The organism is Pseudomonas sp. FA-1 (assembly GCF_056856075.1).
The window spans coordinates 468,493-483,751 of record NZ_JBWXTH010000002.1; the positions used below are offsets into that span (position 1 = coordinate 468,493).

The 15,259-nt window shown below is 66.0% G+C and carries 12 protein-coding genes and 1 pseudogene; 5 read left to right on the forward strand and 8 right to left on the reverse strand.

The features are described from left to right. The first annotated feature begins 58 nt into the window (after positions 1 to 58). Together AC1MHZ_RS06165 and AC1MHZ_RS06170 are read left to right on the forward strand one after the other, a co-directional pair. A complete protein-coding gene (locus tag AC1MHZ_RS06165; RefSeq protein ID WP_465001427.1) occupies positions 59 to 1,390 on the forward strand; it encodes an OprD family porin in 1,332 nt (443 codons plus the stop codon). A gap of 131 nt (positions 1,391 to 1,521) precedes the next feature. Continuing rightward, positions 1,522 to 3,018: a GGDEF domain-containing protein gene (locus tag AC1MHZ_RS06170; protein WP_084858529.1), complete on the forward strand. Its 1,497-nt coding sequence runs from the start codon at positions 1,522 to 1,524 to the stop codon at positions 3,016 to 3,018. On the opposite strand, the gene AC1MHZ_RS06175 is transcribed toward AC1MHZ_RS06170, so the two are convergent. Further along, positions 3,015 to 3,491 carry a ferritin-like domain-containing protein gene (locus AC1MHZ_RS06175; protein ID WP_084858530.1) on the reverse strand — a complete coding sequence of 159 codons (477 nt, stop codon included), beginning with the start codon at positions 3,489 to 3,491 and terminating at the stop codon, positions 3,015 to 3,017. The two genes, AC1MHZ_RS06170 and AC1MHZ_RS06175, sit on opposite strands and share 4 nt — an antisense overlap. 199 nt (positions 3,492 to 3,690) lie before the next feature. Here AC1MHZ_RS06175 and AC1MHZ_RS06180 point away from each other — a divergent pair, with 199 nt between their 5' ends. Next, positions 3,691 to 3,912 carry a DUF3820 family protein gene (locus AC1MHZ_RS06180; protein WP_482966139.1) on the forward strand — a complete coding sequence of 74 codons (222 nt, stop codon included), beginning with the start codon at positions 3,691 to 3,693 and terminating at the stop codon, positions 3,910 to 3,912. Between the two features lie 93 nt (positions 3,913 to 4,005). Here AC1MHZ_RS06180 and AC1MHZ_RS06185 read toward each other — a convergent pair whose 3' ends face one another. Genes AC1MHZ_RS06185 through ptsP form a run of 3 tightly spaced genes read right to left on the reverse strand, consistent with a single transcriptional unit; the run spans position 4,006 to position 9,540 of the window. Further along, complete coding sequence (locus AC1MHZ_RS06185; RefSeq protein WP_084858532.1) at positions 4,006 to 5,742, reverse strand: PTS fructose-like transporter subunit IIB; 1,737 nt, start codon at positions 5,740 to 5,742, stop codon at positions 4,006 to 4,008. After that, the gene (gene pfkB / locus AC1MHZ_RS06190; RefSeq protein WP_084858533.1) at positions 5,739 to 6,686 is read right to left on the reverse strand and encodes a 1-phosphofructokinase; all 948 of its coding nucleotides are present in this window, start codon (positions 6,684 to 6,686) and stop codon (positions 5,739 to 5,741) included. Before pfkB ends, AC1MHZ_RS06185 begins: the two co-directional genes overlap by 4 nt. 1 nt (position 6,687) lies before the next feature. Further along, positions 6,688 to 9,540: a phosphoenolpyruvate--protein phosphotransferase gene (ptsP, locus tag AC1MHZ_RS06195; protein WP_482966140.1), complete on the reverse strand. Its 2,853-nt coding sequence runs from the start codon at positions 9,538 to 9,540 to the stop codon at positions 6,688 to 6,690. Positions 9,541 to 9,825: 285 nt separating this feature from the next. Between ptsP and cra the strand changes: the two genes are divergently transcribed. Together cra and AC1MHZ_RS06205 are read left to right on the forward strand one after the other, a co-directional pair. Next, the gene (gene cra / locus AC1MHZ_RS06200; protein ID WP_084858535.1) at positions 9,826 to 10,821 is read left to right on the forward strand and encodes a catabolite repressor/activator; all 996 of its coding nucleotides are present in this window, start codon (positions 9,826 to 9,828) and stop codon (positions 10,819 to 10,821) included. A 2-nt stretch (positions 10,822 to 10,823) separates the two neighbouring features. Then, entirely contained in the window at positions 10,824 to 11,600 is a 777-nt protein-coding gene (locus tag AC1MHZ_RS06205) for a TatD family hydrolase (RefSeq protein ID WP_465001429.1), read from the forward strand. Between the two features lie 14 nt (positions 11,601 to 11,614). Here AC1MHZ_RS06205 and AC1MHZ_RS06210 read toward each other — a convergent pair whose 3' ends face one another. The 4 genes and pseudogenes from AC1MHZ_RS06210 to ampD all read right to left on the reverse strand — a co-directional run bounded on the left by AC1MHZ_RS06210 (position 11,615) and on the right by ampD (position 15,243). Further along, positions 11,615 to 12,544, reverse strand: coding sequence for a methyl-accepting chemotaxis protein (locus tag AC1MHZ_RS06210; protein WP_482966163.1), 930 nt, complete (start codon positions 12,542 to 12,544; stop codon positions 11,615 to 11,617). Continuing rightward, positions 12,518 to 13,633 (reverse strand): annotated as a pseudogene (locus tag AC1MHZ_RS06215) (methyl-accepting chemotaxis protein); the annotation flags it as partial. The pseudogene AC1MHZ_RS06215 and the gene AC1MHZ_RS06210, both read right to left, overlap by 27 nt. 216 nt (positions 13,634 to 13,849) lie before the next feature. Continuing rightward, positions 13,850 to 14,680 carry a regulatory signaling modulator protein AmpE gene (gene ampE / locus AC1MHZ_RS06220; protein WP_084858538.1) on the reverse strand — a complete coding sequence of 277 codons (831 nt, stop codon included), beginning with the start codon at positions 14,678 to 14,680 and terminating at the stop codon, positions 13,850 to 13,852. Further along, positions 14,677 to 15,243: a 1,6-anhydro-N-acetylmuramyl-L-alanine amidase AmpD gene (gene ampD, locus AC1MHZ_RS06225; RefSeq protein ID WP_084858539.1), complete on the reverse strand. Its 567-nt coding sequence runs from the start codon at positions 15,241 to 15,243 to the stop codon at positions 14,677 to 14,679. Before ampD ends, ampE begins: the two co-directional genes overlap by 4 nt. Positions 15,244 to 15,259: the final 16 nt, after the last annotated feature.

The window sequence follows — 15,259 nt, forward strand, 5'->3', positions numbered from 1 at the left end:
AACTTGCAAAACCCGAAAACAACAACGCCTCACCGCCAGACCAAAGGAGCTCGTACCGGTGTCTTCCGCGTTTCGCTTTACCCCGTTGTTCATTGCACTTGCTGCAACGATGCCTATAGCAGCACATGCCGATGAAGCCAAGGCTGATGGCTTCATCGAAGGGGCAACCCTGAACCTGCATTTTCGCAATGCCTACTTCAACCGCAACAACCTCAACCCAGGCGTGCGTGACCTGCGCGAATGGGGCCAGGGTGCCGTGGCGCGCTTCGAATCGGGCTACACCCCAGGCGTGGTCGGCTTCGGCCTCGATGCACACGGCATCCTGGGCCTGAAGCTCGATGGCGGTGGCGGCCATGCCGGTACCAGCATCCTGCCTGAACACATCAAGGACAACGGCGAACTGGGCGCAGCCCCGCACTCATTCTCCACCGCGGGCGCGGCGGTCAAGTTCAAGGCCTTCGACACCGAACTCAAGGCCGGCGACCTGTTCCTCACCAACCCGGTGATCGCCGGCGGCGAAACCCGCATGCTGCCGCAGACCTTCCGCGGCGTGAGCCTGACCAACACCAGCATCGACGGCCTGCTGCTCGAAGGCGGCCAGGTCAGCTTCACCAAGCCCTACAACCAAAGCGGCCATCGCCGCATCGACACCTACTACGGACAACTGGCGGACGGCACCAAGAGCGACCACCTGAGCTGGGCCGGCCTGTCCTGGAACGGCACCGAGAACATCACCACCAACTTGTATGCCGCTGAACTGAAGGACATCTGGAACCAGTACTACGTCGACTTCGACTACACCTATGTGGTCAACGACCTGGTCAGCCTCAACCCCGGCCTGCACTTCTACCACACCCAGGACACCGGCCAGGCGCTGCTGGGCAACATCGACAACAACACCTACAGCCTGCACTTCACCGTCAACGCCGGCTACCACAGCATCACCGCCGCCTACCAGCGCGTGAACGGCAACACGCCGTTCGACTACATCAACCTGGGCGACAGCGTATACCTGGACAACTCGCGCATGTACTCGGACTTCAACGCCCCCAACGAGCGTTCCTGGAAGCTGCAGTATGACTATGACTTTACCGGCGTCGGCATCCCCGGCCTGAGCACCTCGGTCTCCTATTCGCGCGGCGAAGCCGACCTGACCAAGGCTGCCCAGAACGACTACTACGGCTACTACAACGCCGATGGCAAGAACGCCATGCACTGGGAGCGCGACCTGGACATCAAGTATGTGTTCCAGCAAGGCAACCTCAAGGACCTGTCGGTGCTGCTGCGCTACGCCACCCACCGCGGCAGCCAGGGCTATGCCGATATCGACGACAACAGCGACAACGATGAAGTGCGGGTGATCGTCGATTACCCCTTGAACATCTTCTGACCGCACGCCCGGCAGAACAAGGCGGGCCGCAGCGCGGCCCCTTGTTTTCCGTCGAACGAACCTTGTTCGCCCCTGCGCACTTCCCTAGAATACCGCCGCCGCGTAATGGCCCCGCCCGTGCAGTAGCGAGCATGCCCACTCGATCATCGCGTTCTTCCCTGTACAGGTCGCACCCCGAACTGATCCTCAACCTGGGCAGTTGCCTCGCCGTGCTTGCCATCGTGGCAATCGTCAGCTACCTGCTGGCCCGCGAGCGCGACAGCGTCGAGCAGTCGGCCAAACGCTCATCGGGCAATATCGTCCAGCTCATCGAAAGCGACATCCTGCGCAACGTCGAACTATACGACCAGTCCCTGCATGGGGTGATCTGGGCCGTGAAACATCCCGAGCTGCTCAACAGCTCGCCGGAACTGCGCCAGCAGATCCTCTTCAACCAGACCTTCGCCGCCCCGGTGCGCGGGGATATCCTCTGGCTCGGCGCCCACGGTGATGTACTGGGCGACTCGCTGCATGCGCGCCCGCGCCAGGCCAATTTTGCCGATTCGGTGGCTTTCCAGGCCCACCGCGACCGAGCGGACCTGGGCCTCTTCATCAGCCCACCGTTCAAGGCGCGGCTGGGCGACCTGGACTGGTGCATCAGCTTCAGCCGCCGGATTTCCGGCCCCAACGGCGAATTCGCCGGGATCGCCGCCGGCGCATTACGCCTGTCGTATTTCACCGAACTGTTCGAACGCCTCGATATCGGCAGGGGCAGCAGCATCAACCTGCTCAACACCGACGGCCAGTTGCTGGCCCGACAACCCTCGCGCCCGCAAGACCCGATGATCGGCAGCAACTACAGCGAGCGGCCCAATTTCCAACGCATCCTCAACGAGCGCAGCGGCAGTTTCACTGCCAGGTCCGAGCACGCCGGGGTGCAGCGCATCTATACCTTCGCCCGGGTCGCCGACCTGCCGTTGATCGTACTGGTGGTGGACGCCTCCGACGAGGTGTTCCAGTCCTGGCGCCGTACCGCGATCCTGGTCAGCGTCGCCACGGGCCTGCTGTGCGTCGGTATCCTCTGGCTGACCTTGCTGCTGGGGCGCGAATTGCGCCGACGCCAGGAAGCCGAGCAAGGCCTGGCAGCGCTGGCGGCCACCGATAGCCTCACCGGGCTCGCCAACCGCAGACGGCTGGATCAGGTACTGCGCCAGGAATGGGCCCGCGCCCAGCGCAACCGCCAGCCGCTGGCCATCCTCATGGTGGATGTGGACCACTTCAAGTCGTTCAACCAGCGTCACGGCCATGCCGGCGGCGACCATGCCCTGCGCGAGGTCGCCAAGACGATAGAGCGCTGCATCCGCCGCCCGGCGGACCTGGCTGCGCGCTATGGCGGGGAAGAATTCCAAGTGGTGTTGCCCGATACCGATCTGCCCGGTGCCAGGCTGCTGGCCGAACGCATACGCGCCAGCGTGGAGGCGCTGCCGCCATTCGGCAATGACGAGCAGCCGGTGACCGTGAGCATCGGCATCAGCCTGCACACCCCCGGCACCCAGCAAAACCTCACAGGCTTGCTGGGTTCGGCGGACGAGGCGCTCTACCGGGCCAAGGCCAACGGCCGCAACCGCGTAGAAGGCCCGTCGGACTAGGAGCGGGCACGCGCGGCGTCGCGCAGCGCTTTTACCTGGTCATGGTTGCGTTGCACGCCCTGCAGCTGTTTTTCCACCAAGGCATAGGTCTCGTCGCTGGCGGTGCGACCAAGCTTGACCAGCTTCTCGCGCGCGTCCTTGTAGGCCTTGAGGGCGAAGTCCTCACCGCGCTCGACCTCGTTGAGCACCGCCTCCTCGCTTTTGCCGGTGAGCATCGACTTGAAGTTGACCCAGCCCCGGTGCAGGTCGCCGCTCAGGCTGGTGGAGGTTTCCGGGTCGCCGCCCAGGCGACGCACCTCGCCCTGCAGCTCGGCGGCGGCACTGGCGCATTCGCCGGCACGCTGGACGAAAAACGCCTTGAGTTCGGTGTTCTTCACATCTTCGGCCGACTCCTTGAAGCCTTTTTCGCCGTCTTTGCTGTATTCGATCAGGTCGTTGAGTACGTCGATCACGTCTTTGTTGGGATGACTCATGGCGAGAACTCCTTGGCAGGTGATAGTCCCTTATAGAAGAGCAGGCATCGTGCCAAGCCAAGAGATAAGATAATTTCGTTTTAAAACAATAAATTACGCCCAACAAGCGCAACCCGTGACGAGGCGTTCTGCATGATTGCCGCTTGGGCGTTCGTGCACTTTGCAGTATGGTCGGCGCTTTGCACTGCCAGGCCGTCCGATGAAACCCGAATCCCTGCAACTGCTGGTTACCCGCACCATGCCCTTCGGCAAGTACCAGGGGCGCCTGATCGCCGACCTGCCGGGCGACTACCTGGCGTGGTTCGCGCGCAAGGGGTTCCCGGCAGGGGAGCTGGGCGGGTTGCTGGCCCTGATGCACGAGATCGATCACAACGGACTGGGGGAACTGCTGGTGCCGTTGCGGCGAACGGTACGCCGGTAGAGATTCGGCGCCTGTTGGATCCAGCGCCGCCCGCGCGGCGCTCGATTTGTGCCCCTTCGCACATCCCAAGCCAGGCCTCACATAATCCAGGCTTCAACCTTTTACCGGCGCCACCGCCAGCTCCACCCGCTCGCCCTTCTTGATCACCGCATATACCACCGCCGTCAGCAAACTTCCGGCCAGGATCGCCACCAAGTACAGCAACGCGTGGTTGATCGCATTGGGGATCAGCAACACGAACAAGCCGCCATGGGGTGCCATCAGCTTGCAGCCGAAGTACATCGACAAGGCACCGGTCAATGCGCCACCGGCAATGCTCGCCGGGATCACCCGCAGCGGGTCCTTGGCCGCGAACGGAATCGCGCCCTCGGAAATGAAGCACAGCCCCAACGCCAATGCCGCCTTGCCCGCCTCGCGCTCGCTCTGGGCGAACTTGCGCCGGGCCAGGAAGCTGGCGATGCCCAAGCCGATCGGCGGCACCATACCCGCGGCCATGGTCGCAGCCATCGGCGCGTAGCTCGACGACGCCAGCAGCCCCACCGAGAACGCGTACGCCGCCTTGTTGATCGGCCCGCCCAAGTCGACGCACATCATCCCGCCCAGCAGCAGCCCGAGCAGGACCGCGTTGGTCGTGCCCATGCTGTCGAGAAAGTGCGTCAGGCCCTCAAGCATGGCCGCCACGGGTTGGCCGACTACATAGATCATCACCAGGCCCGTGAACAGGCTGGCCAGCAGCGGAATGATCAGGATCGGTTTGAGCGCATCGAGGCTGCTCGGCAGGCGCGCCCAGCGGCTGATGGCCTTGGCGCTGTAGCCCGCCAGGAACCCTGCGACGATGCCGCCGATGAAGCCGGCCCCAAGGGTGCTGGCCAGCAGCCCGCCGATCATGCCGGGGGCGAGCCCGGGCCGGTCGGCGATGGACCAGGCGATATAGCCGGCGAGCAACGGCACCATCAGCTTGAAGGCCGCCTCGCCACCGATCTGCATCAACGCCGCCGGCAAGGTGCCGGGCTCCTTGTAGGCTTCGATGCCGAAGACGAACGACAGAGCGATCAGCAAGCCGCCAGCCACCACCATCGGCAACATGAACGAGACGCCCGTGAGCAAATGCTTGTAGACGCCGGCCTTCTCGCCCTTTTTCACGGCCTCGCCGGTCGCCTCACCCGCCGCCTCCACCTTGCCCTGGGCCAAGGCCTTGTCGAGGGTAGCGCGGGCCTGCTTGAGGGCGATGCCGGTGCCGCAGCGGTAGATGCGCTTGCCGGCGAAGCGCGCCGTCGGCACCTCGATGTCGGCGGCCAATAGCACCACGTCGGCCTCGGCGATGGCTTCGGCAGGCAATGGATTACGCGCGCCAACCGAGCCCTGGGTTTCCACGGTGAGCTGGTAGCCCAGCTCCTTGGCGGCGTGCTGCAACGCTTCGGCTGCCATGAACGTATGGGCCACGCCCGTGGGGCAGGCGGTGACTGCGACGAGCTTGGGCACGGCAGCAGCCGGCGGCACCTGCTCGGCGTCCAGCGGCTGCAGCACTTGGGCTTTGGCCGCGGCTTCGTCGAGGAAACTGCCGCGGTCGGCCAGGGCCTGGGCGGGCGTGCTCTGGTAGACGCGCTTGCCGACGAAGCGGGCAAGGTCCACGGCACCGGTGCTGACCACCAGCACCCAGTCGGCCTCGGCGATCTGCGCCGGGCTCAGGCAGCGTTCGGGGTGCTCGGCGTCCTGCACCTCGACGCTGGTGCTCCAGCCCCGCTGCTGGGCGGCCGCCGACAGCAGGCGCGCGCTCAGCACACTGGATACCTGACCGTTGGGACAGGCAGTGATGATGGCGATGTTCATCGGCAACCCTCTTGTTGTTCTGTCAGTTGCACGGCGCTTTCCAGGCGCGCCAGCTGTTCCCGGTCACGGATACCGAAGCCGACCTGGCTCACCGCCTGGGCAGCGATGGCAGTAGCGCGGCGCAGCGTCTGCCCGGCCGGCTCGCCTTGCAGCAGGCCGTGGACCATGCCGGCCACCAGCGAATCGCCGGCGCCGACCGTGCTGGCCACCCGCACCTTGGGCGGTTGCCCGTGCAAGGCCAGGCCTTGGGCGAACCAGCTGACGCCCTGCTCGCCCTGGGACACCACCACGTGCTCGATGCCCGACGCCAACAGGCGCTGGGCAGCCGCACGCTGGTCGGCCGGGTTGTGCATGACGATACCGAACGCCTCGCCCAGTTCCTCGGTGTTGGGCTTGACCAGCCAGGGCTCAGCCTTGAGACCTGCACGCAACGCTTCACCGCTGGTATCCAGGGCAACTTTCAGGCCTTTGCCCTTGAGCATCAGCAACAACGCCTGGAACCACTGGGCATCGACACCCCTTGGCAAACTGCCGGCCACCACCACCGCATCGTGCTCTGCCGCCACCTGTTCAAGGCGCCGCATCAGGGCGGACTGGGCGGCCTCGTCGACTTCAGGCCCCTGGCCGTTGATATCGGTGACGCGGCCATCGGCCTCGACCAGCTTGATGTTGTTGCGGGTTTCGCCAGGCACCCGAACAAAGCAGTCGGTAAAACCGCGCCAGGCGATGAGTTCTTCGAACGGCGCCAGGTTGTCGCGGCCGAGAAAGCCACCCACGGTCACGCGATGGCCCAGGTCGGCCAGCACCTGCGCCACGTTCAGGCCTTTGCCGGCGGCGTGGCTATGCTGGGCCTGGCTACGGTTGACCAGGCCCGGGTGCAGGGCCTGCAGGCTGACGGTGATGTCCAGCGCCGGGTTGAGGGTGAGGGTGAGGATCTTGGCCATTTCAGTAACGCTCCACCAGCGCCCGTACCGCGGCGGCGCTGTCTTGTTGCAGGGCCTCGCGCGCCAGGGCGCGGGCGGTCTGGTGATCGGCCTGGCGAACCAGTGCCTTGACTTCGGCGATGCTGCGGGCGGCGACGCTGAGCTCGTCCACGTCCAGGCCGAGCAGCACCGCGACCGCCTGCGGGTCGGCCGCCAGCTCACCGCACACACCGACCCACTTGCCCTGGGCATGAGCGGCGCGCACGGTCATGTCGATCAGTTGCAGCACGGCCGGGTGCAGGCCGTCGGCCTGGGCCGATAGGCTTGGATGGCCACGATCGATGGCCAGGGTGTATTGGGTCAGGTCGTTGGTGCCGATGCTGAAGAAGTCCACCTCGCGAGCCAGCTGTGGTGCCAGCAAGGCGGCCGAAGGCACCTCGACCATGATGCCGACCTGCAGGTCGGCGACCGGGATTTCCTCGCGCAGGCGATCGACCATGGCCTTGGCCTCGCGCCACTCGTGCACCTGGCCGACCATCGGGAACATGATCCGCAACGGGCGATCGTCAGCGGCGCGCAACAAGGCACGCAGCTGGTCTTCCATCACCTGTGGGCGCTGCAGCGTCAAGCGCACGCCACGCACACCGAGGAAGGGGTTTTCCTCGGCGGCGATCGGCCAGTAGGGCAACGGTTTGTCGCCGCCCACGTCGAGGGTACGCACCACCAGCGGGCGCCCGGCCAGGCCGTCGAGCACGCGGCGGTATTCGGCTTCCTGGGTGGCCACGTCCGGTGCCTGGGGGTGGGCCATGAAGATCAGTTCGGTACGCAGCAGGCCAACGCCTTCGGCGCCGTGCTCCACCACCTTGTCGATGCCGGTGCTCTCACCAATGTTGGCGCACACCTCCATGGCACGGCCGTCGCGGCTCACTGCAGGTTCGTGGCGCTTGGCCCAGGCCGCCTGCAGGCGCTGCTCGCGCAGGTCACGTTCAGCGAGGGCACGTTGCAGCTCCTCGGCGGGCGGCGCCACGCTGATCCGGCCACGCTGACCGTCTAGCAGCAAAGGCGTGCCGGGCTCCAGCAGCAGGATCGCCGCCCCTGCGCCGACCACCGCCGGGATGCCCAGGGCACGGGCGACGATGGCGCTGTGGGCGGTGGCACCGCCCTGTGCGGTGACGATACCGGCCACCCGTGCCGGGTCCAGGCGGGCCACGTCGGACGGGCCGACCTCGGTCATCACCAGCACATAAGGCTGCTGGGGCTCAGGTACGGCCTGGACCCCGCACAGTTGCGCCAGCACACGTCGGCCTATGTCACGCAGGTCGGCGGCACGCTCGGCGAGCAGGGCGTCATGCAGCGCCTCCTGCTGGCGCGCGGCGCTGTCGATGACGGTCATCCAGGCGGCCGCGGCGCTTTCGCCCTGGGCCAGGCGCAGCTCGACCTCATCGCCCAGGCCCGGGTCGGCGAGCATTTCCTGGTGGGTGACGAAGATTTCGCCGATGGCCTTGTCGCTGCGTTGCACCAGGGCCTGCAGTTCGGCATTCACCACCTCCAGGGCCTGGCGTAGCTTCTGGCGCTCCTGAGCAGGCGACTCGCCACGCAGGGGGTAGTCGATCTCGCGCTCGACATGGACATGGGCCGGGCCACTGGCGATGCCCGGCGCGGCACCGATGCCCTGGACCAGGCTGCCGGCGGGAGGGGCTTGCAGCGCTTCGACGGCAACCGGTGCAACAAGCACGGCCTGCTCGGGCAGGGGTTCCACATCTTCACCCAGGCCCTGCTCGATGGCGGCCAGCAGCACCGGCAACGCATCGCTGGCAATGTTCGGTTCGGCGATCAGCTCCAGCGCCTGGCCACGCTGGGCACCGAGGCCCAGCAGCTTGCTCAGGCTCTTGGCCGACACCGGCGGCTGGCCGCTGTCGAGCAGACGCACGCGGATCTCGCCCTCGAAGCCCTTGGCCAGTTGCGCCAGCACTTTAGCCGGCCGGGCATGCAAGCCATGGGGGTTGGCCAGGACGATGCGCGCACTGGGCCAGTCGCTCGGCGCCTCGCCGCCCAGCACCTCGAGCACGTCGCGGCTGTTGGTGGCTTGGTAGAGCATCTGCCCACGGCCTTCGATCAACACCTCGCACAGGCGCTCGAGCAAGGCCTGGTGGGCAACACCCAGGCTGGCCAGGCAGAACAGGCCGTTGAGCGGCTGGTCTCGATAGCGCAGCGGCTGCTGCGGCGTAACGAAGGCCAGGCCTGGCTGGCGCACCTGGCGTTCGCTGTGCAGCCACCACAGGCCCTCGCCCAAGGGCAGCGGCTCGGCCTGCTGCAGCACGCTGGCAAAGCCTGCCTCGACGCACCCGGCGCGCTGCAACAGGCGCGCACCACGCCAGGCCAGCTCGTCGAAATCCTCGGCCGCCAGGTTCAGGCCCACCAGCTGCGCATCGAGCGCCAGCTCTTGGGGGGCGCCCTGCAGCAGCTTGAGCAGGGCCTCGGCGGAGCTGGCCCGGCGCAAGGCCTCGGCCAGGTCGGTCTCGCCCAGGGCACGGGTCAGCAGTTGCAGCAGGCGCAGGTGTTCGTCGGAGCGGGCCGCGATGCCGATGGCCAGGTAGACGACCTGGCCGTCGCCCCAGTCGACCCCCTCGGGAAACTGCAGCAGCCGCACACCGGTGGCGAACACCTGGTCGCGGGTCTGCGGCGTGCCGTGGGGGATGGCGATACCCTGGCCGAGGAAGGTCGAGCCTTGCGCCTCACGGGCCTCGAGCCCTTGCAGGTAACCTTCGGCGACCAGGCCGTCAGCGACCAGCCGATCGGCCAGCAGGCGCAACGCCTGGGCCTTGTCGGCGGCCACCTGGCCCATGGCGATCTGCTCCTGAGCGAGCTCCAGCATGACCTTCTCCTTTTGCAGCCCCGGGGTCGGGTACTGAGGTATTGTTGTGAAATTCACGAAAAGGGCCAGTTCGACGACCTTGCGCGGATGGCAAGCCGCGACAGGAAAATCACCTGCTGAATCGTTTAACCTGACCAGGAGGCCACGTTACTCGATAATCTTGCGACGAAAAAGCCCCATCCTGTCGGACAATTGCGACAATGGTCGCCTGCGCACGGCCTGGCCCTTGGGTCACACTACCCGGTCAAGCTCTGCAGCAGCCCCGGTAATAACAAGGAAAATTCGGTGAAACTCAGCGATATCGCCCGTCTGGCCGGTGTGTCCGTGACCACCGCCAGCTACGTCATCAATGGCAAGGCCGAACAGCAGCGCATCAGCAACAGCACGGTCGAGCGCGTGCGCGCGGTGGTCGAGGCCCACGGCTTCACGCCCAACCCCCAGGCTGCCGGCCTGCGCAGCCGGCACACCCGGACCCTGGGCTTCATTCTCCCGGATCTGGAGAACCCCAGCTATGCCCGTATCGCCAAGCAGCTCGAGCAAGGAGCACGCGCTCGTGGCTACCAGTTGCTGATCGCCAGCAGCGACGACCAGCCGGACAGCGAACGGCAGTTGCAGCAACTGTTCCGCGCCCGACGCTGCGATGCGCTGTTCGTTGCCAGCTGCCTGCCGCCGGACGACGAAAGCTACCGCGAGCTACAGGACAAGGGCCTGCCGGTGATCGCCATCGACCGGCGCATGGACCCGTCGTACTTCTGCTCGGTGATCAGCGACGATCGCGATGCCAGCCGCCAACTGGCCCAGAGCCTGCTGGACACGCGCCCGCGCACCATCGCCCTGATCGGCGCACGCCCGGAGCTGTCGGTCAGCCAGGCCCGCGCCGGCGGTTTCGATGAAGCGCTGCAACCGTTCGAAGGCCAGGTACGCCGCTATCAGGGCGAGGCCTTCAGCCGTGAATGCGGCCAGCGTCTGATGCAGCAATTGATCGAGGATTTCGGCGGCCTGCCCGATGCCCTGGTCACCACCTCCTATGTACTGCTGCAAGGCGTGTTCGACACCCTGCAGGCACGCCCGGCCGATTCGCGCCAGTTGCAGCTGGGGACCTTCGGTGACAACCAGTTGCTGGACTTCTTGCCACTGCCGGTCAACGCCATGGCCCAGCAGCACGGGCAGATCGCCGCCACCGCCCTGGAGCTGGCCCTGGCCGCCATCGAAGACAAACGCTACGAGCCCGGCGTGCATGCCGTGGCGCGTACGTTCAAACAACGCATCAGCGCAGGTTGACCATGCGCCTGATCGACACCCACACCCACCTGGACTTCCCCGACTTCGACGCCGACCGCCAACGCCTGCTGGCCAACGCGGCGGCCCTCGGCGTGGAGCGCATGGTGGTGCTGGGTGTGTATCAGGACAACTGGCAACGCGTGTGGGACCTGGCCTGCAGCACGCCCAACCTGTATGCCGCGCTAGGGCTGCACCCGGTGTACCTTGACCAGCACCGCCCCGAGCACCTGGCTCAGCTGCGCGACTGGCTGCAGCGTCTGCAAGACGACCCGCGCTTGTGCGCGGTGGGCGAGTTCGGCCTGGACTTCTACCTGCCGGAACTGGACAAAGGCCGCCAGCAAGCACTGTTCGAGGCGCAACTGCAACTGGCCTGCGACTTTGCCCTGCCCGCCCTGCTGCATGTGCGCCGCAGCCACGCCCAGGTGATCGCCACCCTCAAGCGCTACAAACCCGCCCGCGCCGGCATCATCCATGCCTTCGCCGGCAGCTACGAAGAGGCTCGCGAGTACATCCGGCTGGGTTTCAAGCTGGGCCTGGGCGGTGCCGCCACCTGGCCCCAGGCGCTGCGCCTGCGCAAGACGCTGCCACGCCTGCCGCTGGAAAGCGTGGTGCTGGAGACCGATGCGCCGGACATGGCGCCATCGATGTTCCCTGGGGTGCGCAACAGCCCGGAGCACCTGCCGCAGATCGCCGGCGTGCTGGCCGAGGTGATGGGCCTCGAGGCCGAACGCTTGGCTGAGGCCAGTACCCAAAATGCCTGTGAGTTGTTCGGCTGGTAGCACCGGCCCATTGCTTAGATACGAAATGCCCCGATCAGCCGCTTGAGCTCCAGCACCTGGGCTGACAGGTTCCGGCTGGCATCCTCGGTCTGGTTGGCCCCCTGGGTCGTATCCTGGGCGGCGCGGTTGATCGCCACGATGTTCTGGTCGATATCGTGGGCCACCGCCGTCTGCTGCTCGACGGCGGCGGCGATCTGCTGGTTCTGCTCGACGATGCCACCCACCGCCCCAAGGATATTGCCCAGCGCCTGCTGCACCTGGCGAGCCTCGTCCACCGTGCCGGCGGCCATCTGGTGGCTGCTGCCCATCGCCCTGACCGCCGCGCTCACGCCTTCCTGCAGGCGCAGGATCATCTGGGCGATCTCCTCGGTGGAGTCCTGGGTGCGCCTGGCCAGGGTCCGCACCTCGTCGGCGACCACGGCGAACCCCCTGCCCTGCTCGCCGGCCCGGGCGGCCTCGATGGCCGCATTCAGGGCCAGCAGGTTGGTCTGCTCGGCAATGCTGCGGATCACTTCCAGCACCCGGCCGATGGCCTGGCTGTCGCCGGCCAGCTGGTTGACCGCGGCCACCGTGTGGTCGATCTCGCTGGCCAGGCGAGCGATGCTGCCCTGCTGGCTCTCCACCAGGCCACGGCCCGTGGCACTTTCACGATTGACCTGTTGCGCGCCTTCAGCGGCCAAGGCTGCGCTGCGCGCGACTTCCTGGGATGTGGCACTCATCTGGTTCATGGCCGCAGCCACCTGCTCGATCTGCTCGCGCTGGCCGCCGATGGCCTGGCTGCTGTGTACCGACACGGCCAGCACCTGACCGGCCTGCACCTCGACCTGGCCAACCGTGCGGCTGACCTGGCCGATCAGCTCGCGAATGCGTTGCACGGTCTGGTTGAACCCCTGGCCCAGTTCGCCCAGCTCGTCCTGGCTGCGGGAGCAAAAACAGACGGTCATGTCTCCGGCGGCGACCTTGTCCATGGCCGAGCCGAGGTTGCCCAGCGTCTGGCGGATGGAAACGTAGAAGCCACCGGCAAGGTAAATGATCAACGCGAATACCACGGCCAGCGCGCCGACCAGGGCAATCATGCGCAACCGGTGCTCACCCAGACGCGCCTGCAACTGCACCTGCAAGTGAGTGAGAATGGCGTCGTTGAGCCGGTAGGTCTGTGCCATCAGACCGCTGACCTGTTGGTAGAACCCGGCCCAGGGCGCATCCAGGGTCTCGGCCATCACCACCTGTTCTTCGAACAGGCCGGCCGCCTGCTTGATGGTCGCCTGGCTGGCCTGGGCCAGCTCGGCCAGGGCGGCCTTGGCCTGCGGGTCCGCGGCCAAGGTTTCGTCCAGTCGAATGCCGTAGTCGGCGGCCAGCCGCTCCAGCCGTTGCAGCAAGTCTTCGAAACGGGCGCTGCCAGAGGAGTCGATGAAGCCTCGACCCAGGGCCGTGGCGCCCATCGCCCGGCCCTCGCCCAGCGCCTGGGTCACCTGGCCCGTGGCGACACCCAGCACCTCGCTTAAGTGGCGCACCGAGGCCTGGCTGTCCTGGTCCAGGCCCACATGGCTGGCCACCTGCTTGGCCAGTACCTGGGCCTGCACCAGCAGTTTGTCCACCAGGGCCGCCTTGCTTTGCAGGGAAGACTCGTTGCGGGCCCGATCAAACGATTCGCCCACCTCGTCGCGCCGGGCCTGCAGTTGTGGGTCGTCGAATAGTAGCGCCTGCAGCTTCGCTGCGACCTGCTCTTGACTGTGCCCGATACGTTGCTCCAGATCGCCGGCCTGCCCCGACTGGCCGAGCATCATGTTGATCTGCAAGAGATTGCCCAGGGTTTCCAGCTCCCCGCGCAAGGCCAGGGCGCTCGCCAGAGGAGCCAGGCCCTGAAGCTCGACTCGGGTGGCATGGAACTGGTCATGGACGCCGCGCACCAGGTAGAAACTGGTGACCAGCATCGGTACGAAGAACAGGGCGCTGATCAGGCTGAACTTCAGGCCGAAGCTCAGCCGGTCCATCAGGACGATGGCCGGATAGAGCAAACGCAGCATGCGCATCTCCTTGGATTCTTTTTATTCTTTGAGGTAGCACAAGGCCATTAACGGCCAGGCGACCTGTATAGCGCAGAACGAATCCAAGGTTTGTAATTTAAGGTTAAGCAGGAGTCGAGGCTGTGTGGCTGGGCTGCACCAGCCTGTGGATATCTCGCTCGTGTAGGAGCGGCCTTGTGCCGCGAAAGGGCTGCAAGGCAGCCCCAAAACCTGCACGCCCCGTCAGACCAACACGGTCCACAGCGCAAAGCACGCGTACCACAGCACCGCACAACGCAGCAGCAGCTCCCAGAGGCTGTCCAGCCGCCCCAGCCCACGCTGGTCGTCTTCTTCCTCGGGCACCGTATCGGCCACCCGCCCGACCCGCGCCACCAGGTGCCCGGCGCTGATGTGCCAGTTGAGCAGCTCGTGCAGCATCACCCGCACCACAGCGACGAAGTTGCCGACCAAGGCAAAGCTCAACGCCAGCACCCGCACCGGCAGCCAGTCCATGGCATGGCGCAGCTGCTCGGCCCGCTCCTTGAGCGCCGGTTGCCGGCTATTGCCCGCGCACAGGGCCAGCAGGCGATAGGCCAGGGCGGCTCCAGGTCCCAGCAGGAAGTACCAGAAGATCACCGCGAAAAAGCTCTGGTACGCCTGCCACAGCAAGTGGCCCTGCACTCGGATCAACAAGCTTTGCGCATCGTCGGCGGCCAACCCCAGGTCACGCTCGGCCACATGCAGGGCGGCCTGGTCATCTCCCCGGCGCCAGGCATCCCGGAACGGCCCCAGGGCCGCTTTGGCATCGCCACGGCCGAGGCTGTAGATCAGCACCAGCAAATGCACCGGCAATGCCAGCAACCCGTAGGCCACCGGCTCCAGTACATGCAACAGCAGAGCCAGCAACGCCACCGGCGCCAGCACCAGAATGGCCAGAGTCCACCAGGGGTGTACCTTGCCGCTGCGCTCCAGGCGCACCAGCTCGCCCAGGTAGAAGCCATCACGTTGCAGCCGCTGGCGCAGGGCGGAGAATTTCTCGACCCAAAGCACCAGCACCAACACCAGGAAACTCATGCATTGTCCTCATTGCACTGCAGCGCCGCGCGATAGCGGCACCAGTCGAAGGCCGGGCCCGGGTCGGTCTTGCGTACCGGGGCGATGTCGCTGTGGCCACAGATGCGCTGCGGGCCGATCACCGGCCAGGCGCGACGAATCTCGCGGGTCAGCTGCTCCAAGGTAGCGTACTGGGCATCGGTGTAAGGCAGCTCGTCGGTGCCTTCAAGCTCGATGCCAATTGAAAAATCGTTGCAACCCTCGCGCCCGTCGAAGCTCGAGACACCCGCATGCCAGGCCCGGTCGAGCAAAGACACGAACTGGGTCACCGCACCGTCACGCTCGATGAACAGGTGCGCCGATACGGTGAGGTGGCAGATGTCTTGGAAATAAGGGTGCTCGCCTGGGTCGAGCTGGTTCTGGAAAAACTGCTGCACCTTGCCGGTACCGAAGCACGCTGGCGGCAGGCTGATGTTGTGGATGACCAGCAGGGAAATGGCTTCGCCTTCGGGGCGCGCATTGAAGTTGGGCGAGGGGCAATGGGTAACGCCGGAGAACCAGCCTGTCGCACGGTCCAATTGCATGGAGCAGTTCCTGAAA

Bases quoted from the DNA above. Each gene is read 5' to 3' on its own strand.
- AC1MHZ_RS06170 (WP_084858529.1), top strand. From the start codon at position 1,522: ATGCCCACTCGATCATCGCGTTCTTCCCTGTACAGGTCGCACCCCGAA.
- ampD (WP_084858539.1), bottom strand. From the start codon at position 15,243: ATGCAATTGGACCGTGCGACAGGCTGGTTCTCCGGCGTTACCCATTGC.
- pfkB (WP_084858533.1), bottom strand. From the start codon at position 6,686: ATGGCCAAGATCCTCACCCTCACCCTCAACCCGGCGCTGGACATCACC.
- AC1MHZ_RS06180 (WP_482966139.1), top strand. From the start codon at position 3,691: ATGAAACCCGAATCCCTGCAACTGCTGGTTACCCGCACCATGCCCTTC.
- ptsP (WP_482966140.1), bottom strand. From the start codon at position 9,540: ATGCTGGAGCTCGCTCAGGAGCAGATCGCCATGGGCCAGGTGGCCGCC.
- ampE (WP_084858538.1), bottom strand. From the start codon at position 14,680: ATGAGTTTCCTGGTGTTGGTGCTGGTGCTTTGGGTCGAGAAATTCTCC.
- AC1MHZ_RS06185 (WP_084858532.1), bottom strand. From the start codon at position 5,742: ATGAACATCGCCATCATCACTGCCTGTCCCAACGGTCAGGTATCCAGT.
- AC1MHZ_RS06175 (WP_084858530.1), bottom strand. From the start codon at position 3,491: ATGAGTCATCCCAACAAAGACGTGATCGACGTACTCAACGACCTGATC.
- AC1MHZ_RS06205 (WP_465001429.1), top strand. From the start codon at position 10,824: ATGCGCCTGATCGACACCCACACCCACCTGGACTTCCCCGACTTCGAC.
- AC1MHZ_RS06210 (WP_482966163.1), bottom strand. From the start codon at position 12,544: ATGACCGTCTGTTTTTGCTCCCGCAGCCAGGACGAGCTGGGCGAACTG.